Origin of the sequence: Aquimarina sp. AD1 (assembly GCF_003443695.1) — a bacterium.
Taxonomy (GTDB): Bacteria; Bacteroidota; Bacteroidia; order Flavobacteriales; family Flavobacteriaceae; genus Aquimarina; species Aquimarina latercula.
In genome coordinates, this window is sequence record NZ_CP031966.1 from 3,901,212 (window position 1) to 3,922,619 (window position 21,408).

General features: G+C 30.4%; 19 protein-coding genes. 17 read left to right on the forward strand and 2 right to left on the reverse strand.

The genetic code is table 11. The features are described 5' to 3' along the window. Positions 1-74 precede the first annotated feature (74 nt). Together D1815_RS16770 and D1815_RS16775 are read left to right on the forward strand one after the other, a co-directional pair. Complete coding sequence (locus tag D1815_RS16770) at positions 75-1,058, forward strand: DUF4837 family protein (RefSeq protein ID WP_118388350.1); 984 nt, start codon at positions 75-77, stop codon at positions 1,056-1,058. 46 nt (positions 1,059-1,104) lie between these two features. Next, on the forward strand, positions 1,105-3,231 hold the full coding sequence (locus D1815_RS16775) for a Tex family protein (protein WP_118388352.1): 2,127 nt from the start codon (positions 1,105-1,107) through the stop codon (positions 3,229-3,231). A 77-nt stretch (positions 3,232-3,308) separates the two neighbouring features. On the opposite strand, the gene D1815_RS16780 is transcribed toward D1815_RS16775, so the two are convergent. Together D1815_RS16780 and tatA are read right to left on the reverse strand one after the other, a co-directional pair. After that, positions 3,309-3,650 carry a hypothetical protein gene (locus tag D1815_RS16780; protein WP_118388354.1) on the reverse strand — a complete coding sequence of 114 codons (342 nt, stop codon included), beginning with the start codon at positions 3,648-3,650 and terminating at the stop codon, positions 3,309-3,311. Positions 3,651-4,039: 389 nt separating this feature from the next. Further along, a complete protein-coding gene (gene tatA, locus D1815_RS16785) occupies positions 4,040-4,231 on the reverse strand; it encodes a twin-arginine translocase TatA/TatE family subunit (protein WP_027394483.1) in 192 nt (63 codons plus the stop codon). A 209-nt stretch (positions 4,232-4,440) separates the two neighbouring features. On the opposite strand from tatA, the gene D1815_RS16790 reads away from it, so the two are divergent. From D1815_RS16790 to D1815_RS16860, 15 genes are all read left to right on the forward strand, one after another. Next, positions 4,441-5,310, forward strand: coding sequence for a M23 family metallopeptidase (locus tag D1815_RS16790; RefSeq protein WP_027394482.1), 870 nt, complete (start codon positions 4,441-4,443; stop codon positions 5,308-5,310). Positions 5,311-5,319: 9 nt separating this feature from the next. Beyond that, on the forward strand, positions 5,320-6,819 hold the full coding sequence (locus tag D1815_RS16795; protein ID WP_118388356.1) for a GH3 auxin-responsive promoter family protein: 1,500 nt from the start codon (positions 5,320-5,322) through the stop codon (positions 6,817-6,819). 25 nt (positions 6,820-6,844) lie between these two features. Beyond that, the gene (locus D1815_RS16800) at positions 6,845-8,536 is read left to right on the forward strand and encodes a hypothetical protein (protein ID WP_027394480.1); all 1,692 of its coding nucleotides are present in this window, start codon (positions 6,845-6,847) and stop codon (positions 8,534-8,536) included. A gap of 5 nt (positions 8,537-8,541) precedes the next feature. Continuing rightward, positions 8,542-9,534: a hypothetical protein gene (locus D1815_RS16805; protein WP_118388358.1), complete on the forward strand. Its 993-nt coding sequence runs from the start codon at positions 8,542-8,544 to the stop codon at positions 9,532-9,534. A gap of 4 nt (positions 9,535-9,538) precedes the next feature. Beyond that, a complete protein-coding gene (gene rfbB, locus D1815_RS16810) occupies positions 9,539-10,552 on the forward strand; it encodes a dTDP-glucose 4,6-dehydratase (protein WP_118388360.1) in 1,014 nt (337 codons plus the stop codon). Between the two features lie 40 nt (positions 10,553-10,592). Beyond that, the gene (gene rfbA, locus D1815_RS16815) at positions 10,593-11,450 is read left to right on the forward strand and encodes a glucose-1-phosphate thymidylyltransferase RfbA (RefSeq protein WP_118388362.1); all 858 of its coding nucleotides are present in this window, start codon (positions 10,593-10,595) and stop codon (positions 11,448-11,450) included. 2 nt (positions 11,451-11,452) lie between these two features. After that, the gene (gene rfbC / locus D1815_RS16820; RefSeq protein ID WP_118388364.1) at positions 11,453-11,998 is read left to right on the forward strand and encodes a dTDP-4-dehydrorhamnose 3,5-epimerase; all 546 of its coding nucleotides are present in this window, start codon (positions 11,453-11,455) and stop codon (positions 11,996-11,998) included. 73 nt (positions 11,999-12,071) lie between these two features. Next, positions 12,072-13,127 carry a hypothetical protein gene (locus D1815_RS16825; RefSeq protein WP_118388366.1) on the forward strand — a complete coding sequence of 352 codons (1,056 nt, stop codon included), beginning with the start codon at positions 12,072-12,074 and terminating at the stop codon, positions 13,125-13,127. A 50-nt stretch (positions 13,128-13,177) separates the two neighbouring features. Next, on the forward strand, positions 13,178-14,113 hold the full coding sequence (gene rfbD, locus D1815_RS16830) for a dTDP-4-dehydrorhamnose reductase (RefSeq protein WP_369899322.1): 936 nt from the start codon (positions 13,178-13,180) through the stop codon (positions 14,111-14,113). Further along, positions 14,049-15,029 carry a type I phosphomannose isomerase catalytic subunit gene (locus D1815_RS16835; protein WP_118388368.1) on the forward strand — a complete coding sequence of 327 codons (981 nt, stop codon included), beginning with the start codon at positions 14,049-14,051 and terminating at the stop codon, positions 15,027-15,029. The genes rfbD and D1815_RS16835 overlap by 65 nt, the downstream gene beginning before the upstream one ends. A gap of 51 nt (positions 15,030-15,080) precedes the next feature. Next, positions 15,081-16,220: a non-hydrolyzing UDP-N-acetylglucosamine 2-epimerase gene (wecB, locus tag D1815_RS16840; RefSeq protein ID WP_118388370.1), complete on the forward strand. Its 1,140-nt coding sequence runs from the start codon at positions 15,081-15,083 to the stop codon at positions 16,218-16,220. A 96-nt stretch (positions 16,221-16,316) separates the two neighbouring features. Next, positions 16,317-18,431, forward strand: a complete 2,115-nt coding sequence (locus D1815_RS16845) for a hypothetical protein (RefSeq protein ID WP_118388372.1) — start codon at positions 16,317-16,319, stop codon at positions 18,429-18,431. Between the two features lie 44 nt (positions 18,432-18,475). Next, positions 18,476-19,756, forward strand: coding sequence for an oligosaccharide flippase family protein (locus tag D1815_RS16850; RefSeq protein ID WP_118388381.1), 1,281 nt, complete (start codon positions 18,476-18,478; stop codon positions 19,754-19,756). Further along, positions 19,741-20,313, forward strand: a complete 573-nt coding sequence (locus D1815_RS16855) for an acyltransferase (protein ID WP_118388383.1) — start codon at positions 19,741-19,743, stop codon at positions 20,311-20,313. Before D1815_RS16850 ends, D1815_RS16855 begins: the two co-directional genes overlap by 16 nt. Next, positions 20,303-21,406: a polysaccharide pyruvyl transferase family protein gene (locus D1815_RS16860; RefSeq protein ID WP_118388385.1), complete on the forward strand. Its 1,104-nt coding sequence runs from the start codon at positions 20,303-20,305 to the stop codon at positions 21,404-21,406. Before D1815_RS16855 ends, D1815_RS16860 begins: the two co-directional genes overlap by 11 nt. The last annotated feature ends 2 nt before the right edge of the window (positions 21,407-21,408 follow it).

Consider the following 21,408-nt stretch of genomic DNA (forward strand, 5'->3'; position numbering starts at 1 on the left):
TTATAACGCGAAGTATATCCGTTATCTGGATAGTATTATTTTTAATATTATAACATCCCAAGTATATTTGTATTATGAAAAAACTAGCTCTAGCCATCATTTGTGTATTTTGTATAGTAAGTTGTACAGAAACTAAAAAGAATACTTCAGAAAAAATTAATGGTTCACTCGCACAATCCATAGGTAAGATTAATGAACTATCTGTAATTATAGATAATGAACTTTGGACAGGTAGTTTAGGAGATACAATACGTAAGTATTTTGGAGCAGAAGTTCCTGGTTTACCACAAGAAGAGCCGTTGTTTTCTATGAGACAAATTCCTCCAGACGTTTTTACCGGTTTAGCTAGAAGATATCGTACGTTTCTAAAAATTCAAGAAGGCGATGAGTCTAAAGTATATGTTGCAAATAATAAATACGCAACTCCACAATTAGGATATGTAATTACTGGAACTAGTCAGGATGAGATTATTCGTCTGATCCAAGAACGGTCAGCAGGTATGATCGCAAAGTATAAAAAAGTAGAAATGCGAGAAAAACAATATCGAATTAAAAAATCGGTAGAATATATTCCGCAGTTAAAAGAAAAGATGGGTATTACGTTTAAAATTCCTTCTGCATATCGTATAGCTAAAGAAGAAGATAAATTCTTTTGGTTGCGTAAAGATATTACAAATGGAGATATGAATCTGATGATATATGAACTTCCTCTAGGAAGTATCCCTAAAGATTCTAGTACAATTGCTAAAATTATTAAAGTAAGAGACTCTATAGGAGTATTAAAAATACCTACTAATTCCGGAAAATTTATTACAGAAGAAGCATATGCACCTTATCTTTTTGAAACTAAGTTAGATGATAAATTTGCTTTCGAAACTAAGGGAACTTGGGAAATCAAAGATCGTTATATGGCAGGACCTTTTGTAAACTACACAATCGATGATGTAGCGAATAATAGACAATTGGTAATAGAAGGTTTTGTTTTGGCTCCATCAGTAAGAAAAAGAAATTTCATGTTCGAATTGGAGGCGATTATCAAGTCCATTAAATTTGAGTAGAAATAGGTAATTTTATATATATTTAGCGGTTTAAAAAATGTAATTAATGAATATTGTTTCTTATATCGCTAAACAGGTTCCTGTTTCTGAAAAGCAAATCACCAAAACCATCGAATTATTAAATGATGGTGCCACAATTCCATTTATTTCTAGATATCGTAAAGAAATGACTGGTAATTTAGATGAGGTAGAAATTGGTGAAATTGTAAAGTATAAAACGGTTTTTGAGACCTTACAGAAAAGAAAGGAAAGTGTACTTGCTTCTATAATAGAGCAAGAAGCGCTTACTCCAGAGTTACAAAAGCGAATAGAAGCTGCACAAACGCTATCCGAAGTAGAAGATCTATATCTTCCGTATAAGAAAAAGAGAAAGACGAAAGCAACCGTTGCTAAGGAGCAAGGACTTGAGCCTCTGGCAAAAATAATCATGGAGCAACGAGAAGAGGAGATTCTTTTTGTGGCATCTCAATATCTTAATGATACAATCATTAATGAAGAACTAGCATTACAAGGCGCAAGGGACATCATTGCAGAATGGGTAAATGAAAATGAAAAGATAAGAAACAGACTTCGAAGATTATACCAACGTAGAGCTGCAATATCTTCTAAAGTTATTAAAACAAAAAAAGATGAAGACGAGGCTCAGAAATATCAACAATATTTTGAGTGGGAAGAACCATTGCATAAATGCCCTTCGCATAGATTATTGGCTATTCTTAGAGCAGAAAACGAAAAGATAGTAAGAGTAAAAATTACAGTTCCAGAAAATGATGCATTAGATATTATTGATGATGTAATGATTACTTCTAATGTAGAAGCTTGTACGGATCAATTATTTTTAGCAATTGCTGATGCATATAAAAGATTACTCGCGCCAGCGATTTCTACCGAAGTATTAAATCTAGCAAAAGAAAAAGCTGATGATAATGCAATTAAAGTATTCGCTCAAAACCTAAAACAATTGCTATTAGCATCTCCTTTAGGCCAAAAAAGAATATTAGCGTTAGATCCCGGTTTTAAATCTGGATGTAAAGTTGTTTGTTTGGATAAGCAAGGAGATTTACTTCATAATGAAAATATCTATCCACATCCGCCACAACGTGAAACGACCAATGCTATAAAAAAGATTAGATCTTTAGTAAATGCTTATAAAATTGAAGCGATAGCGATAGGAAATGGTACTGCTGCTAGAGAAACAGAAGCATTTATTAAAAAAATTCCATTCGAAGGACAGATTCAAGTTTTTATGGTCAATGAAAGTGGTGCATCTGTATATTCAGCTTCAAAAATTGCTAGAGCAGAATTTCCTAGTTATGATGTTACAGTTCGTGGTGCAGTTTCTATTGGAAGACGATTAGCAGATCCATTGGCAGAGTTGGTTAAAATCGATCCTAAAGCAATAGGAGTAGGCCAATATCAGCACGATGTAGATCAAACCAAACTAAAAAATGAATTGGATACGGTAGTAATGAGTTGTGTAAATAGTGTGGGTATTAATGTAAATACGGCCAGTGCACCATTATTAAGTTATGTGTCCGGAATCGGAGACAAGCTTGCAGAAAACATTGTTAATTATCGATCAGAAAATGGAGCGTTAGCGTCCAGAGAGCAATTAAAAAAAGTGCCTAGACTTGGAGGAAAGGCATATGAACAAGCTGCAGCTTTCTTAAGAATAACAGAACCAAAAAACCCATTAGATAACTCAGCGGTACATCCAGAAAGATATAAGTTAGTCTCTAAGATGGCAAAAGATGCTGGAGTTTCCTTAAAAGAATTAATAGGAAATAAAACTGCAATAACTAAAATTAGGTTACAAGATTATATTTCTGAAGATGTTGGATTACCTACTTTAACAGATATTGTAAAAGAATTAGAAAAACCAGGCGTTGATCCAAGAAAGAAGGCAACCGTTTTCGAATTTGATCCAAATGTAAAAACGATTAATGACTTAAAATCAGGAATGAAATTACCAGGCATCGTAAACAATATCACGAATTTTGGATGTTTTGTAGATATAGGTATTAAAGAAAGTGGATTAATACATATTTCTAAACTTGCAAATGATTATATAAGTGATGTGAATGCTGTAGTCCAATTAAACCAACATGTAACGGTTACTGTGATGAGTGTAGATCTATCTAGAAAAAGGATTCAACTTTCGTTAATTGATTAAAACGTTTAAATAAAGTCAAAAAAAATACTCCTTTTGTATAAAAGGAGTATTTACTATATTTTTTTATGCCCCAATAATTACGGTAGTAAACTTACAGTAGCATTTTTTTGAGTGATTCTTGTATTTTCTTCTTTGTTTACAAGATTTGTTAATCTTGTTGTTTTTTGAGTATCAGTATTAAAACCGTTTTTTTCTAATAAAAGGTTATAAAAGTCTTTTTTAGTAGTATTAGTAACTTCTTTCTTGTTTTCCTTGATAGTAATGTCAAAGTTATTTGCCCTTATAAGTGCATTATAAAAATCTACTTTTGATGCTTTAACAGTAGTTGTATTTTCATTAGTGTTTTGAACAGTAGTTTCTTGAGCACTAATAGTTGAGAAAGAAAATAAAATTACGATGGTAAAAAATATAGTTTTCATAGTTTGGGGCTTTATGAAGTTACTTACTTATTTGATTCAAATTTAACACGAAATAATGGTGTTATAAAACATATGAATAACTTTTAGATGAAGTGGTTTTTTATTTCGATGAAATACACAAATTTTATGGTTTTACCGTAAAAACAAAATGCTTTTTGTGTCAAAACAACGATTTTATTGATGTTTTTAGGAGAATATTTTTTATTTATATGCTGTAAATGAGCTAGATGTGAGATGTTTTTAAAATGGAGGTATAATTTTCACAAATCGTTAACAGCTGTGGTGTTTTAATTACTATAAGAGTAAGTTCTTTTGGGAAAACAAGGATTTCATTAATAAAAAATGCCCAACTTAATAAGCTGGGCATTTTTCTACTATATAACTATAGATTATTTTTTCTCTTCTATCTTATTCGGATCTTCTTCTTCTTTAGAGGCGTCTTTAAACTCTTTGATTCCGCTTCCTAAACCTCTCATCAATTCTGGAATTTTTTTACCTCCAAATAAAAGTAAAACCACAGCAACTATCAATGCAATTTGCCACGGGCCTAACATTCCTAAAAATACACTTAATGACATCATGTTCTTAAATTTAGAATACAAAGTTAATAAGATTTAGGTAAAAAAGGCATTTTTAGACAGCTAAAAACTTCTTTTAAGAGAATATTCACACCTTATAATAAGACTATTCACTTTTAAATAACGTTTTAATATAAAATTTGGCATTTTTATCCGCAAGGAGAATATGTATATTTGCGTATCTAACACAACTGTCGATATTAGATTGATGTATGGCTAAAAAGAAAAAAGAACCAAAAAGAATTACTAAGAAGCTATTAAACAAGTATCGATTGGTAATTCTTAATGAAGATACTTTCGAAGAACGAATATCATTTAAGCTGACCAGGCTTAACGTATTTGTATTGTTAATGATTACTTCTATTGTTTTGGTTTCTTGTACAACTATTTTGATAGCGTTTACACCACTGAGAGAATATATTCCTGGATATTCTTCGACCTCTCTTAATCAAAAAGCAACTAGATTGGTTTCTACGGCAGATTCATTAGAAACTGTATTAGCAGTTAATCAGGAATATTATAATTCTATTAAAAAAGTACTTAACGGAGATGTTAAAACTGTTGAGTTTGATATAGATTCTGCTGTACAGTCTCAAAAATTAAATCCAGATGAGGTTGATTTAAACCCATCCGAACAGGATATAAAACTTAGAGAAGAGGTATCTAGAGAAGATAAATATAGTTTGTTTGAGAGTGAAAAATCAAGTACTGATTTTTCGCTTTTTCCTCCTGTTAAAGGAAGTATTACATCTAAGTATAATGTTAATGAGAAACATTATGCCATTGATATTGCTGTACCAAAAGACACTCCAATTAAAGCTGCGGCAGCTGGAACTGTAATTTTTGCAGAATGGACTTCAGAAACAGGTCACGTGATTATATTGGAGCATGGAAACAGTCTTCTTACGGTTTATAAGCATAATGCTTCTTTAACCAAACAGCAAGGCGAGTTGGTAAAGTCAGGAGAAGTAATTGCAACCGCTGGATCTACGGGAGAACTTTCTACAGGTCCGCATTTGCATTTTGAATTATGGAGAGATGGATATCCGACAGATCCATCAAAGTTTATTGATTTTGAATAATAAGATACAATGTCTATTAAATCATTAGGGGCAAAGATTTTTGCAAAGCGCATTCGCAAAAAGATAAATAAATGGGCAAAGAATCCCGTAACTGCACAAAAACGTGTTTTCGATAATTTGATAAGTTCAGCGAGTAATACTGCTTTTGGTAAAGACCATGATTTTGGTAGTATAAGAACTCATAATGATTTTATTAAAAAAGTACCTGTTCGGGATTATGAGCAGCTACGTTCGTATGTTGATCGAGTTGTAAAGGGAGAAAAGGACGTATTATGGCCGGGAAAACCGATATACTTTGCTAAAACTTCTGGAACCACTAGTGGAGTAAAGTATATTCCCTTAACATCGGATTCTATGCCAACTCATATTAGAGCCGCAAGGAATGCAATACTATGTTATGTAGCAGAAAGCAAGAATGCGGCTTTTGTTGATGGAAAAATGATATTTCTACAAGGAAGCCCAGAACTTGTAGAAAAAAACGGAATTAATTTAGGTCGACTTTCTGGTATTGTTGCGCATTATGTTCCCAAATATCTTCAGAAAAATAGATTACCAAGTTGGGAGACGAATTGTATTGATGATTGGGAAACTAAGGTAGATGCTATTGTAGAGGAAACGGTTAATGAAAACATGACTATTATTAGCGGAATTCCTCCTTGGGTGCAAATGTATTTTGAAAAACTTAAAAAGAAGACTGATAAACCAATTGGAGAGCTTTTTAAAAATTTCGAATTATTTATATATGGAGGTGTAAATTTTGAACCATATAAGGCTACTTTCGAAAAACTAATAGGAAGAAAAGTTGCAAGTATTGAGTTATATCCAGCTTCTGAAGGTTTTTTTGCTTTTCAGGATACACAGAATGAAAAAGGAATGCTTTTGCAGTTGGATTCTGGGATGTTTTATGAATTTATAAAAGCTGATGAGTTTTTTGAAGAAAACCACAAGCGACTAACAATTGGAGAGGTTGAAGTCGGAGTAAATTACGTAATGCTTATTTCTTCTAATGCAGGTCTATGGGCTTATAATATTGGAGATACGGTTATGTTTACAGGAACTTCACCATATAGATTAGTGGTTTCTGGTAGAATCAAACACTTTATCTCTGCTTTTGGAGAACATGTAATTGGTAAAGAGGTAGAACAAGCAATTAAAGAAGCAACAGAAATAACAGGTACTATAATTAAAGAATTTACAGTAGCACCACAGATTAATCCAGAAGACTCAGAATTACCATATCACGAATGGTTTATAGAGTTTCAGGAAAATCCCCAAAACCTAGATGATTTTGCTATTGAGATTGACAATTCTTTGAGAAAACAAAATACGTATTATGATGATCTTATCGTTGGTAATGTATTGAGAACTTTAAAAGTTAGGTCGGTTCCAAGAGATGGTTTTAATTTATATATGAAATCTATTGGTAAACTGGGAGGACAAAATAAGTTACCAAGGCTTTCTAATGATAGAAAGATTGTAGATTCCTTAGGAATCAGTATAGGTAAATAAGTTATATATTTGTTAGGAAAAATTTATGACAAGTCAAAAATTAAAAGGAAGAACAAGAGCACAGGAAAGTTCCAGCGCAATAGAACGCATGTATATTACAATGCGACATTTATTCAATAGAGGTTTTTATAAACCGATGGGAGTTTCCGGTGATACTTTAAGAGAAGGATTGCTTACGCTTCGACCAGAAATTTATGGTTCTGTCGCTGAGGAAAAAGTAGAATTAGATGGTTTGTTGTATGTAATTGATCGTTTACCAATTGGTATTGAAGAGTGTAGATATATAAATCTTACTAGTGAAGAAGGTTATAAAAACTCTCATTTTAAAGCGATTGTCCCTCCAAAAAGAAGAAGAAACTGCTACAGGATTGATGAAGAGCAGATGAATATAGAGATCACTCGAGGTAGATCCGAGATATATGATATTCTTACCCACTTAACGTTTTTATTTGTAGAATCTCATAAGATAATGAATCGAGTGGTGATTAATGAAGAAGGAAATGTTACAAGGGATTGGGATAAATTAGAAAAAGCTGTTTCTTCTAAAAAAGAACTTACCAAGGCGCAAAGAGAAGTTGCACTTACACATACAGCAAATATTTTAGGAAGAACTTTCCAGGAGGTGACTTCTATTTACAATAGCTTTTCTTGCCCTGAAAATAAAGAGCGATTTCTTCATATAATATACTGGTTAGGTAAGTTAGCTATTGACGAATCTGTAAATGAAAATAAAAGGATTGTTACTTTTAGTCCGGTTCTAAGAGAACGGTTGGGGCACCATATTCATGGAGAAAGATGGGCAAATAGTATCAAAAACAAGTTAGAAGAGCTAGACTTATTGGATAGGCCAATACACGTTATAAGTGCTAATATGCATAGTGTAATGAATACAATGTATGCACCAATTGCCTTAAAAACGGAATTAAAGAATAAGACTACTTTTGATATTTATGAGTTGCTAAGTGAAGATAAGAGTGACAAGTTAAGAGCTAAGGTGGAAAAATTGGCGTTACAGAAAGGGATGACTTACATAGAAGATCAAAGCGGAACTAATATAAATGTTCAGATTTTTGATAGCGCTAATTATACGGGTGACACCTATGCTTCTTTTATAAAAGATGTTAAGAAAGAAGATAAACCAGTTATTATAGTAATGGATTATGCGTTTGGAGAGCAAGCGTATGAAACGATGGATGAACTTTTGAAACCTTATGTTAAACCTGATGGAGTAAAATATTTGAATGTCAAATCTGTTTCCCTAATGGGAAAAGCGGGTATTTTAGAAGGAGGAAAAGGTGATATTATGATACCGTCCGCTCACGTTTTTGAAGGTACTGCTGATAACTACCCTTTTGATAATGGATTAAAGAAGGGAGATTTAGAAGGTCAAGGTATTGATATATATGAAGGAGCAATGATAACTGTATTAGGAACATCGTTGCAAAACAGAGATATATTAAAGTTTTTTCATGATTCTACTTGGAATGTTATAGGGTTAGAAATGGAAGGAGCTCATTATCAAAAAGCCATTCAATCTGCTTCTAAGTTAAGAGGAAGCATAAGTTCTGATGTAAAAGTGAATTATGCTTATTACGCTTCTGATAATCCATTAGAAACAGGAAGTACATTAGCATCAGGAGGATTAGGGACTACAGGAGTAAAACCTACATATTTGATTACCGAAAAGATTTTAGAGCAAATATTTAAAGAAGGATAAGAATAATGACCCAGGAAAAAACAAATAATATAGAAATAGATCTAGGACAGTTTTTTAGGTCTCTCGTAAAAGGCTTGAAGGGGTTGTTAAAACTTTTGATAAAAGCTCTATTATTTTACAAGAAAAAATGGGTTTTGTTTTCAATTTTATTCATTTTGGGAGCCATTGGCGGCTATTTTATTGAGAAGGCTTTAGTTTTAAACAAGAGGCATAAACAAGAAATTATTTTAGCTCCAAAATATAGTACTATTCCTTACATATATGATTTTGTTGAAAATTTACATATTAAATTTAAAGATAGACTTTTCCTAAAGGAAATAGATTTAGATTCATCTGATATAAAGGATCTTAAAAAGATAGTTATAGAGCCAATAATTGAATCAAAAGATGTTTTGGATAAACTACAAATCATTTATACGGGTCAAAATTATTTTAATAAATTTATGGACGGATATGAAGATGAGGTTTTAAAAAGTGAGAAGTATAAAAGTTTTTTTAAAAACCATAAATTGACCTTAGTATTTAAAAATGAGAATAAGAATAATGCTAAAATTTCTAAACAGTTATTAAGTTTTATAAGTGCTAATCAATATTACGCTAAAGAACTTTCTTTGATTCAAAAACAGACAAAATCCGATTTAGAAAAAAATAAAAACACATTGGTTTTTATTGAAGAATATTTAAATAAATTAAACAAAAACCCAATTGCTCAAACTAACGAAATGATAGTTTTTGGAGATGAATCAAAAATACCTACAATAGCTTCTTTAATAGATAAAAAAGCATCTTTATTAGAAACAATTAATGACCAAGAAAAAATTTTGGAATTAGATACTCAGTTGGTAGATGTTGTAGATTACGGAAATGTAGTAAGGGATCCTGTGGCAATACATAAGCGATTAATCTTTCTATTACCAATATTACTTTGTGTTCTTGTATCCTTTATTTTTTTAATAAAGAACTCTTCTAGAAAATTAGAAAATTTCATTAACAATTAGGTTTATGTTTAAAAGTGTGCTAGTAACCGGAGGAGCAGGGTTTATAGGTTCAAATTTTTTGAATTACCTATCGACCTTTTCAGACATCAAGATTGTTAATCTAGATAAGCTTACATATGCTGCCAACTTAGAAAATATTAAAATCCGGAAGGACTGCGATTATACTTTTGTAAAAGGAGATATCTGTGATACTCAATTTGTACAAAAGGTTTTTGAAGAGTATAAAATTAATAGTGTAGTTCATTTTGCAGCAGAATCTCATGTAGATAATTCTATAACAAATCCAGGAGCTTTTATAGATACTAATATTGTTGGGACTTTCAATTTGCTTCAAGCTGCGTATAAAAATTGGATGGAGGCTCCTAATGTTTTTAAAACGGGAATGGAAAATGCTAGATTTCTCCATGTTTCTACGGATGAGGTTTATGGAACTTTAGGAAAAACAGGATTGTTTACTGAAGAAACTTCATATGCTCCTAATAGTCCCTATAGCGCATCTAAAGCTTCTTCTGATATGTTGGTTAGAAGTTATTTTCATACATACGGTTTACCCGTGGTTACTACAAATTGTTCTAATAATTATGGACCCAGACAACATAATGAGAAGCTAATTCCAACGATTATAAGAAAAGCAATTTCCCAAGAAAGTATTCCTATTTATGGTGATGGCAAGAATATACGTGATTGGTTGTATGTTTTGGATCATTGTAAAGGAATTAATTTAGTTTTAGAAAAAGGTAAGCTGGGTGAAACCTATAATATCGGGGGAAAAAATGAACGAGAGAATATATATATTGCTAAGACAATATGTGAAATTCTAGATAAGATTAAACCATTAGAAAGTCAGAAATCTTATTCAGACCTGATTACTTATGTAAAAGATAGACCAGGTCATGATTTTAGATATGCAATTGATGCTTCTAAAATTGAAAACGAATTGGGGTGGTGTGCAGAAGAGAATTTTGAGTCAGGAATTGAAAAAACAATACACTGGTATTTAGAGAAGTACAATTTGTAATTGTCATTCCAGCGTAGGCTGGAATCTATAAATTTTAAAAATGAAAGGAATCGTATTAGCAGGAGGATCAGGAACGCGTTTACACCCATTAACGTTGGCGATTAGTAAGCAATTAATGCCTGTATATGATAAGCCTATGATTTATTATCCACTTTCCACATTAATGTCCGCAGGTATAAGAGAAATACTGATAATATCTACTCCATTAGATTTACCGTTATTTAAGAAACTGTTAGGTGATGGTGAGAAATATGGATGCGTTTTCGAATATGCAGTTCAGGAAGAACCAAATGGACTAGCAGAAGCTTTTGTTATTGGCGAAAAATTTATTGGAGATGATAAAGTAGCATTGATTTTAGGAGATAATATTTTTTATGGTTCGGGTTTGGAAGAGTTATTAGAGAGTAATAATGATCCCGATGGCGGAATCATATATGCATATCACGTACAGGACCCCGAACGATATGGAGTAGTAGATTTTGATGATAAAGGAAATGCTATTTCTATTGAGGAAAAGCCCAGTAATCCTAAATCAAACTATGCAGTTCCTGGAATTTATTTTTATGATAATGAAGTTGTTCAAATAGCCAAAAATATTAAACCAAGTGATCGAGGAGAATTGGAAATAACAGACATTAATAATGCTTATTTAGAAAAAGGTAAGTTGAAGGTTAGTATTTTAGATAAAGGAACGGCTTGGTTAGATACTGGAACTTTTAATTCTCTTATGCAAGCTTCTCAATTTGTTCAGGTAATAGAAGAGCGACAAGGTTTAAAAATTGGAGCAATTGAAGAAATAGCTTATAAAAAAGAGTTTATAACTAAGAATGAACTAGAAAATTTAGCAAAACCACTTATTAAAAGCGGGTATGGTAAATATTTATTGCAATTAGATTAAGTATGGAAATTGAAAAAACGCCTCTAGAAGGTTGTTTTATAATAAAGCCAAGAATATTCGAAGACGAAAGGGGTTCTTTTTTCGAAAGTTTTAATTTGAAAAAGTTTAAAGAAATAACAAAACTAGAAATAGATTTTGTGCAAGATAATCAGTCAATTTCTTCAAAAGGAGTGTTAAGGGGATTACATTTTCAAAAAGGTAAATATGCGCAAGCAAAATTGGTAAGGGTTACAAAAGGTAGTGTGCTAGATGTTGCTGTAGACCTAAGACCCGATTCTAAAACTTTTGGAGAATACTTTTCGATTGAACTGAATGATCAAAATAATTATCAACTATTTGTTCCAAGAGATTTTGCACATGGTTTTGTAGTACTTAGCGATAAAGCGATTTTTAATTATAAATGTGACAATTATTACCATAAAGAAGCTGAATCTGGTATAATTTTTAACGATTCTAATTTAGGAATTGATTGGAAATTAAAATCATCAGAAATATTATTATCACCTAAAGATAAGGTTTTACAAAGCTTTAATGATTTAAATAAATGATATAAAATTCTTTTTTTTTATCTAAAACACAGTACCTTTGGGGCACTTTTAAAAAGATCAATAGTAACCGATTATGAGTAATAAAGAAAACAGTTCTGAAGAAATTGACCTTGGTCAATTATTTAAACTAATAGGTGATGGGTTCAATAAATTATTTCGATTCATAGCTAATATTTTTAAAGTAATATTTCATACAATTATTTTAGTTCTTCAATTTATTAGAATTCATTTTTTGAAGTTTGTAATTGCTGGAATTATTGGTTTAGCAATAGGCTGGTACTGGGATTCCATTTCGGAAAATGTATATAGGTCTTCAATGATTGTTGAACCAAACTTTGACAGTTCTCAACAATTATATAATAATATTGAGTTTTATAATGAATTGGCAAAGGAAGGAGCTTATAAGACGTTAGCAGCTTCTTTAAAGATATCTGATAAAGAAGCAGAAACAATAACTAAAATTAAAATAGAAGCATTTTCTGATGATAATCAAAAATTAAAACAATTTAGCGATTTTGTTTCTACATTAGATTCGATATCAAGAGCAAGTTTGAGTTATGAAGAATATTTAAAGAATTTTAACAACATTAATTCTAGGTTCCATAAGATTGAGTTAAAATCAAAGAATCCCGAAGTTGCAAAAAAATGTCAAAATGCGATAGTTCGTTCTATTGAAAATAATGATTATTTCAATATTCAAAAACAAACTAATGAATTAAATCTCAGAATTAGTGATTCAGTAACAAGAAAACAATTAGTTGAGCTAGATTCCCTTAAATTGTTTTATCAAAACCTGAAATTGTTAGAGATTAAAAAACCCGAAAACACAGCTGGAACGAATATAAATTTGAGTTCTGAAAATCAAAACTTAGATAGATCGGAAATCACGTTGCTTAAAGAGGTTAAACAACTTAATGCAGAAATTATTAAGTTGAATGAAAGAAAAGCGGATTCAGGTAATATCATTAATGTAATTTCTGATTTTCCTGATAAAGGAGGATTAGTAAATGATTTCTTTTTAAAGAAAAAGGTGTTATTGCCAATCGGCTTAGTTTTCTTGACCTTTTTATTTCTTATACTTCTATTAGTGAATAAATATTTAAAAAACTATAATAGTGGCAATGATTAGAAGGTTTACTTGATTAGACATTGCTAAACTAAATAGGATGAGTTTTTAAAATGAGATCTAAGGAAGAAAATAATATGAGAGTTCTCGTAACAGGTGGGGATGGCCAATTAGGAAAATGTATAAAAGCATTAGAGATGGGGCATCCGACTATAGATTTTCGTTTTGCTAGTTCGAAGGTTTTGGATATTACCAATAAAAAAAACATTGCTGAGTTTTTTAAGAATAATTCCTTGGATTATGTAGTTAATTGTGCTGCATATACTAATGTAGAACAAGCGGAAAAAGAACCTGACAAGGCTTATTTAGTAAATGCGGAAGGAGTTAAGAATTTAGCAGAAATTTGTAAGAAGTATGATGCAACTTTAATTCATATTTCTACAGATTATGTTTTTGATGGTCATAAGAATACTCCTTATACCGAAGAAGATGTGCCCAATCCTATCAATGAATATGGTAAGTCTAAATTGGCAGGAGAGCAGTATATTGAAGAAATTTTAAAGTCATATTTTATTATAAGAACCTCTTGGTTGTATTCACAATATGGTAAAAATTTCTATAAAGCTATTAGAGAGAAGTGTAAGACGGAAAAGAAACTGGCGATTACCACTTCTGAAGTGGGTACTCCTACCAACGCTAATGACTTAGGATATTTTTTGCTGCAAATTATCGAAATAAAAAGTAAAAAATTTGGAGTTTATCATTTCAGTAATTCGGGTAGTGCTACTTGGTATGATTTTGCGCGAGAAATAGTTAAAAGATTAGGCAAACTAGAAACAATAAAGCTTGAAAAAATAGATAATTACCCTACTTTTGCCAAACGTCCAGGATATAGCGTTCTGAGTAAAGAAAAGAGTTTAAATTCCTTTGATTTGAATCTTTTGAATTGGAAAGAATCATTGAAAAAACTAATGATAGAAATAAATGAATATTTTATACCCTTTAAAATTTCGTCCAATTTTAAAAGAAAAAATGTGGGGAGGGAATAAACTAAAAACTATTCTGAATAAAGAGACTCACCTTAATAATATTGGAGAAAGTTGGGAAATTTCAACTGTTGGCAAAGATATTTCAGTAGTTGTTAATGGTAATCTCAAAGGAGCTAATTTAGCTGATCTAATTAAAGAACATAAGAAAAATCTACTTGGGAATAAAGTATATAATCAATTTGGTGATCAATTTCCTCTTTTGGTTAAGTTTATAGATGCTAAACGGAATTTATCGGTTCAATTACATCCTAATGACGAGTTAGCAATGAAAAGGCACAATTCCTTTGGGAAAACTGAAATGTGGTATGTAGTTCAGGCGGATAATGATTCCAACTTAATAGTGGGTTTCAACAAGAATACTTCCAAAGAAGAATATAAAAAGTATTTGGAAGAAGGAAAGATTACAGAATTATTAAACTTTGAGAATATAGTTGCTGGAGATAGTTATTTTATTAAAGCCGGTAAAATACATGCGATTGGGGCAGGTTCTTTAATAGCAGAAATTCAGCAGACCTCTGATGTTACTTATAGGGTTTATGATTGGGATAGAAAAGATAGTAACGGAAACACAAGGCAGTTACATACGGAGTTAGCACTAGATGCTCTAGAATATGAAATTAATAATGACTTCAAGTTAGTTTTTGATCAAAGAAAAAACATCTCAAATCAAATAGCTCACTGTAATTATTTTACCACAAACTTTTTAGAAATAAATAATAAGATTGTTAAAGATTACTCTAGTTTAGATTCTTTCGTAATTATTATGTGTATTGAGGGAGAGGGAGAGATAATTAGTGATTCTTGTTCAAATTCTATATCGATTGGAGAAACAATGATGGTCCCTGCTAATTTTAAAGAAATTAGTTTTAAAAGTGATTTCATGAAACTACTAGAAGTTTATATTGATGAGTTATAAAGGATTTAAACTAGATTAATTAATTCAAACCTGATAAGATATTAGATAATAATGAGTGAAAACAATAGAATAAAAAACTTAATTGTTTTTGGAACAAGGCCTGAAGCGATCAAAATGGCTCCCTTAGTAAAGGAATTTCAAAATCATACAAATATCTTTGAAACAAAAGTTTGCATCACTGCGCAGCATCGAGAAATGCTGGACCAGGTATTATCATTTTTTGAAATAATTCCTGATTATGATTTGGATCTTATGAAACCGAATCAAAATCTTTATACCCTAACGGGAGATATTATCACTGGACTAAAACCGATTTTGGAAGAATATGAACCAGATTACGTATACGTTCATGGAGACACAACAACTACAATGGCTTCTGGGATATCAGCATTTTATTCGGGAGCAAAGGTGTGTCATATTGAGGCGGGATTAAGAACTCATAATATGAAATCCCCCTTTCCTGAAGAAATGAATAGATGTATAACCGGTGTAGTCTCTGATTTTCATTTTTCACCAACCGAAACATCTAAGCAGAATTTAATTAATGAAAATAAATCATCAGATTCAATCTTGATTACGGGTAATACCGTTATTGACGCATTACAGTTTAGTGTGAATAAGGTTGACTCTTCAGGTTTTAATGATGAGGAAATAGAAGAACTTAAATCAATTGTAGAGATAAATAAGAAACTAATATTGGTTACAGGTCATAGAAGAGAAAATCATGGACAAGGATTTGTCAATATTTGTGAGGCATTAAAAGAGATTGCTACTAATAATCCTGATACTCAAATTATCTACCCTGTACATTTAAACCCAAATGTACAAAAGCCAGTATATGAGCTTTTAGATAAGATAGAAAATATTAATTTAATTTCACCATTATCGTATCCGGCTTTTGTATGGTTAATGAATCAATCGTATTTAATTATTACGGATAGTGGAGGGGTACAGGAAGAAGCACCTAGTTTAGGTAAACCAGTTTTGGTAATGAGAGATACGACAGAAAGACCTGAAGCAGTCAATGCGGGAACAGTAATACTTGTTGGAACCGATAAGAATAGAATAGTATTTGAGGCAGAAAAATTATTAAAAGATAAAGTATCTTATGAAGGTATGAGTAAGCTTCATAACCCCTATGGTGATGGAAAAGCATGTGGAAAAATAGTTGACTTTATAAAAAACGTTTGAAATGAAAATTTGATTTTCTATAATTCCATTATTGAATGATATTGAATAGATGTAGATTGATAATTTAAAATAAGATAATATTAAAAAGAACTGATTATGAGTTTTTTAAAGTATACAATTTTAATTGCTTTGCTTTTATCCTTACTAGTAGGTTGTAAGAAAGATGATGATATTGTTATGGAGGTTATCGAAGTTATCGAAGAAACAACTCATAAGGACGCCGTATATTTTCCTTTGAAAATTGGTAATCGTTGGGTTTATGATGGAATTTACGATACAAGGGATGTAATGTTTCCAGGGAATGAATATCAGAGATACATTATGGATAAAAGAGTTATCTCGGATACCTTAATTGATAATATTAAATTTTATAAGGTAGAAGCTATAAAAACACCATACGAGACCTTAGGTGATAGACCTGATGATATTAGTACATTTTATGAGTACTATACTATTGATAAGGACGCAAATTTATTTGATTATACAAAACAAAAAAGATATATTTCAGTATTGGGAGGTGATTCCGATTATATAATTAAAAACTGCAGCTTATCTGATCAAGATTTAGATGACATGCCTAAGGACACTGTTTTTTTCGATTTAGCAACAAAACATAAGAGATTAAACCTTAATCGAGGATATTACCATAGACCTAAATGCGACTTTATAAAGGAAATTGGAGTAGTAAAATACAGGTTTTTTCTTGACTCTTCGGACATAATCGAATCACTTTTAGCTTGTAAAATAGATGATATAGAATATGGGGATACTTTCTTATTGCACGATAAAAAAATTAATTTGATTAATTCATTATCTCCAAGAATAAAAACAATACGATTAAACTGGAATAAATTTGAATTAGGAAATTTTGATCAGTATGAATTATACAAGAAAGAAACAGATAATTTTGAAATAGATAAAGGAGAATTGATATATCAGTCAAACAATTTATCGGATACTGGTTTTGTAGACGAAGAGGTTGTACATGGAAAAGATTATTATTATAAATTATATGTGTTAGATGAATTCGATAATGAATTAGCAAATTCTAATGTGGTGTTCGAAAAACTTATATATGAAAAGATTCATGTTGGGGGGTTTTTAAATCAAGTTTTTCTAAAGACGCAGGCAAGATACGACGATTTCGCAAATCATGAATATACAAAAGTTGAGTTTTTAGAGGTTGATGGACAATACGGATTAGATAGTAATAATCTTGAAGAGTTATGTACTATTAATAGTGTAAAAAAACTGGTTATTAAAAATTTTAATAATTTAACTTCAGTAGATGGTCTTTCTAATATTACCGAATTAGAATTCTTAGAGATATCAGGCTCTTCTAATCTAACTTCTTTAGAAGGCTTAAAAAATGCGAAAGGGTTGAAAGGGATAGTTCTTAGTGGTTGCAAGGTAAATCTCTTAGAGCATTTAGATGTTAGTGAATTAGAAACTTTGGAAATTTTAAGTTGTAATGTAACTTCGTTAAATACTTTTCCCGAAATGCCTAAGTTGAGAGATTTGACAATTAGGTCTTATGGAAATTTAACTTCATTAGATGGTCTTTCTAATATTACCGAATTAGAATTCTTAGAGATATCGGACTCTTCTAATCTAACTTCTTTGGCGGGTTTAAAAAATGCGAAAGGGTTGAAAGGTATAGTGTTTAGTGGTTGTATTGTAAATCTCTTAGATGATTTAGATGTTAATGAGTTAGAAACTTTGAAAATTTCATTTTGTAATGAATTAACTTCGTTAGATACTTTTCCCGAAATGACTAAACTGAAAGATTTGAGCATTGTATCTTATAAAAATTTAACTTCATTAGAAACTTTAAATACCTTGAATTTTGAAATTTTAGATATCAGCTCTTGTGATAATTTAAGTGCGTTAGGTGATTTTATTAATGTTACTGAACTGAAGCGTTTACAGCTCCTCGGTTGTCATAAGCTAAGCATGTTAGGTGATTTTACGAATTTGAATAAATTAGAAGATTTAACTGTTATTCGTTGCAACAGTTTAACTTCATTAAATGGTTTGTCAAACATAAAAGAGACAAATAGCTGGTCTATAAATAATAATTCTGCATTAAGAGATTTTTGTGCTTTGCAAAATGTGGCACAATTGAACCCTCCCTCAGAAATTAGGATATATGATAATTATTATAATCCGACAATAGACCAAATTAAAACAGGTGATTGTAAGATTGATTAGCACATAATTAATTGTAACAATAAGTAGGAAGATCTTATAAATAAATGATAAAAAACAAGGCTAAAAAATTGACAAATTTGTTTCCAGAAGAAACCAAAAGAATATTTAGTAATTTTGGCTACTTATCCGTTATACAGGTTTTTAACTTAATATTTCCTTTGATAATATATCCTTATTTGATAAGGACAGTGGGTAAAGAAAATTATGGTATCATTTTATTTGCTCAAAGTATCACTATTTTCTTTGGATTGTTAATAAATTATGGTTTTCACTTTTATGGAACCAACAAAGTTTCTACTAATCGAGATTCTAAGAAGAGTTTAGGAAAAATTGTTAGTACCATTTTTACAATTCAAGTTGTATTTTATTTAGTATCTATTTTGCTTCTTTTCGTAATTATTTTTTTTACAGATCAATTTTCAAGAGAGCCTCTTATATTGTTGTTTGCTAGTTATTTGTGTTTAAATGAGATTATGATACCTGTTTGGTATTTTCAGGGAATTGAGAATATGAAATTTATAGCCATTTGTAATTTTTTATCAAAACTTGTTTCTTTTATTTTAATTTTCATTTTGGTTAATGAAACCCAAGATTATACTAATATTCTTGTTGCTTACTTTATAGGAGCTTTAATAAGTGGTGTTTTTTCCTTTTATAAAATTTTTGTTATGGATAAGATTAAATTTCTTTTACCAAAAAGAATAGAGATTAAGGAAACACTTAAGGAAAGCTTTCCCCTTTTTATGTCTCATATCCTTGGTGGTGTAACTGCAAAGAGCAACTCTTTTCTTATAGGCCGATTTGTAGGAACTGTAGAACTGGCGTATTATGATTTAGCGGAAAAACTTGTAAATCTTTCAGCAATGTTTTTCCGAAACTTTTCTAACGCTATTTTTCCGAACGTCGCAAAAAGTAAAAATTTTAAACTTGCAAGAAAAGCACTTCACATTTCACTAGTGCTTTCGTTTGTTGCGATTATTATTTTATATCTTATGTCTGATTGGGTTGTTATTTTCCTTGGAGGGATTGAAATGTTACCAACTACTGATTATCTATTTATTTTAAGTTTCTCCATAATTAATAGAGCTGTTGGACCGATAATTAACACTTCTATTTTAGTAGTTAATAATTTAAATAAACTATTAGGTTATAGCTTTGTAGTAGCTTTTGTGTCATATTGTATAGGTGTTTTACTTTTGTTTTATTTTGAAATGATTACCAGTTTTAATATAGTTTACGTATTTCTTATGTCTGTTCTTATGATGTTGACATATAGGATTTATTATTGCTTTAAATATGGATTTAAAAAATGGTTTATAGCTTAGTTAAAAGTTTTTTAAGAAAACTAAAAATTAAAAAGATAAAGAAAAACCTAGGTAAGGTTGGTTCCAATTTTGTTTGGAAAGGTTCATATGTGGAATATCCCGAAAATGTTGAAATTGGAAATAATGTTTATATAGGACCAGAAGCTAGATTACATGGATTAGGAGGAATAAAAATAGGAGATGGTGTTATTAGTGGACCTAGATTAACCATATATACTTACAATCATAATTATATAAATGCTAAATATTTACCTTATGATGAGGTGCACTTATTAAAAGAGGTAACAATAAAAAATAATGTTTGGTTAGGTGATAGTGTAAGCATATTACCAGGTGTTACAATTGGAGAAGGCTCTATAATTGGAATGAGAAGTGTAATAGTGAAAGACATACCACCTTTCTCTATTGTTGGTGGTAACCCAGCTAAGGTTATTAAAAAAAGAGTGGATATTGATAATTATGCCAGTTTAAATTTAGAATCAAAAAATTATTTGTTTAATAAAGATAAGCATGGACTTAAGCCTATTTTAAAGAGAATAAGAAAAGATGCGGAATAGGAAAATTACAATAGTTGGTTATTTAGGGTATGATAATCTGGGAGATGATTTAATGCTAGACTGTTTAATTGAGAACATACAAAAATCATATCCAAAATTGGAGATTGATGTTCTTACTAAAGAGACTGAAAATATTAAGTCGATAGTTAAGAAACATAAAAACATCAATATTTATTTTTTTAAGAATAATAATAAGTTAGGCAATTTAAAATTATACTTAAAATCAATCTTAGGCAGCAAATTAACTATTTGGTCTGGAGGCACGTGTTTTTCTGATGAGGATGGGGTAGGAAACTTCCTTTATTTTTTTATAAACATGTTGCTTTTAAGAAAATTTGCTTATGTTGGAATTGGAATTGGAAACCTAACGAATAAAAATTCCATATTTAAATCTAAACTATTACTAAATAGAATGGCTTTTGCTTCTTTTAGAGATAAAAAATCATTTGAGAAAGCTAGCCTTTTAAGTAAAAACAATAATATTTATTTAACAAGTGATCTTTCTTATATTTTTGATATTAATAAATATAAAATAAAGGTTGAAAAACCATATGTTTTAGTAAGTTTAAGGGACTTAACGAGCTATTACACAAAAGATTCTTTAATTGCTCGTAAAGAAAGTGTTATAAAGTTTATTGAAAAAATTATTGAAGATGATGGAAAGCTTAAAATATTTTTTTTGCCAATAGATAGTATTAAGGATTATAATGTAAATAGAAATGTATATGATAGGTTAATAAAAAAACATAAAAATAGTGATATTACCTTTTTTGAGAACCCGTCTTTTGAATCAAAAATAGAACTTATTGCAGGAGCAGAGTTAAATATATCAGAAAGACTACATAGTATGGTACTTTCAAAATTATACAATAAAAAATGCCTAGCTTTAAGTTATAGTCCTAAAATAGATAGGTTTTTTACAGAAATAAATGATCAAAACTATTTTTCTCATGTAGAAGTTATTACTTATGAGAAACTAGTGGAGATGCATGAAAATGTTAGAAATAGTGAATTTGCTGATTTAGCGGAGATACTTTCAGTTAAAAAAGCACTAGCCTATAAAAATGTTAGTATTTTAAAACAATATTTATAAAA

Coding starts and splice junctions, on each gene's coding strand:
- D1815_RS16800 (WP_027394480.1), top strand. CDS start 6,845: ATGACAAGTCAAAAATTAAAAGGAAGAACAAGAGCACAGGAAAGTTCC.
- rfbB (WP_118388360.1), top strand. CDS start 9,539: ATGTTTAAAAGTGTGCTAGTAACCGGAGGAGCAGGGTTTATAGGTTCA.
- D1815_RS16855 (WP_118388383.1), top strand. CDS start 19,741: ATGGTTTATAGCTTAGTTAAAAGTTTTTTAAGAAAACTAAAAATTAAA.
- rfbC (WP_118388364.1), top strand. CDS start 11,453: ATGGAAATTGAAAAAACGCCTCTAGAAGGTTGTTTTATAATAAAGCCA.
- D1815_RS16775 (WP_118388352.1), top strand. CDS start 1,105: ATGAATATTGTTTCTTATATCGCTAAACAGGTTCCTGTTTCTGAAAAG.
- D1815_RS16845 (WP_118388372.1), top strand. CDS start 16,317: ATGAGTTTTTTAAAGTATACAATTTTAATTGCTTTGCTTTTATCCTTA.
- tatA (WP_027394483.1), bottom strand. CDS start 4,231: ATGATGTCATTAAGTGTATTTTTAGGAATGTTAGGCCCGTGGCAAATT.
- wecB (WP_118388370.1), top strand. CDS start 15,081: ATGAGTGAAAACAATAGAATAAAAAACTTAATTGTTTTTGGAACAAGG.
- rfbD (WP_369899322.1), top strand. CDS start 13,178: ATGAGATCTAAGGAAGAAAATAATATGAGAGTTCTCGTAACAGGTGGG.
- D1815_RS16835 (WP_118388368.1), top strand. CDS start 14,049: ATGAATATTTTATACCCTTTAAAATTTCGTCCAATTTTAAAAGAAAAA.
- D1815_RS16780 (WP_118388354.1), bottom strand. CDS start 3,650: ATGAAAACTATATTTTTTACCATCGTAATTTTATTTTCTTTCTCAACT.
- rfbA (WP_118388362.1), top strand. CDS start 10,593: ATGAAAGGAATCGTATTAGCAGGAGGATCAGGAACGCGTTTACACCCA.
- D1815_RS16770 (WP_118388350.1), top strand. CDS start 75: ATGAAAAAACTAGCTCTAGCCATCATTTGTGTATTTTGTATAGTAAGT.
- D1815_RS16825 (WP_118388366.1), top strand. CDS start 12,072: ATGAGTAATAAAGAAAACAGTTCTGAAGAAATTGACCTTGGTCAATTA.
- D1815_RS16795 (WP_118388356.1), top strand. CDS start 5,320: ATGTCTATTAAATCATTAGGGGCAAAGATTTTTGCAAAGCGCATTCGC.
- D1815_RS16805 (WP_118388358.1), top strand. CDS start 8,542: ATGACCCAGGAAAAAACAAATAATATAGAAATAGATCTAGGACAGTTT.
- D1815_RS16850 (WP_118388381.1), top strand. CDS start 18,476: ATGATAAAAAACAAGGCTAAAAAATTGACAAATTTGTTTCCAGAAGAA.
- D1815_RS16860 (WP_118388385.1), top strand. CDS start 20,303: ATGCGGAATAGGAAAATTACAATAGTTGGTTATTTAGGGTATGATAAT.
- D1815_RS16790 (WP_027394482.1), top strand. CDS start 4,441: ATGGCTAAAAAGAAAAAAGAACCAAAAAGAATTACTAAGAAGCTATTA.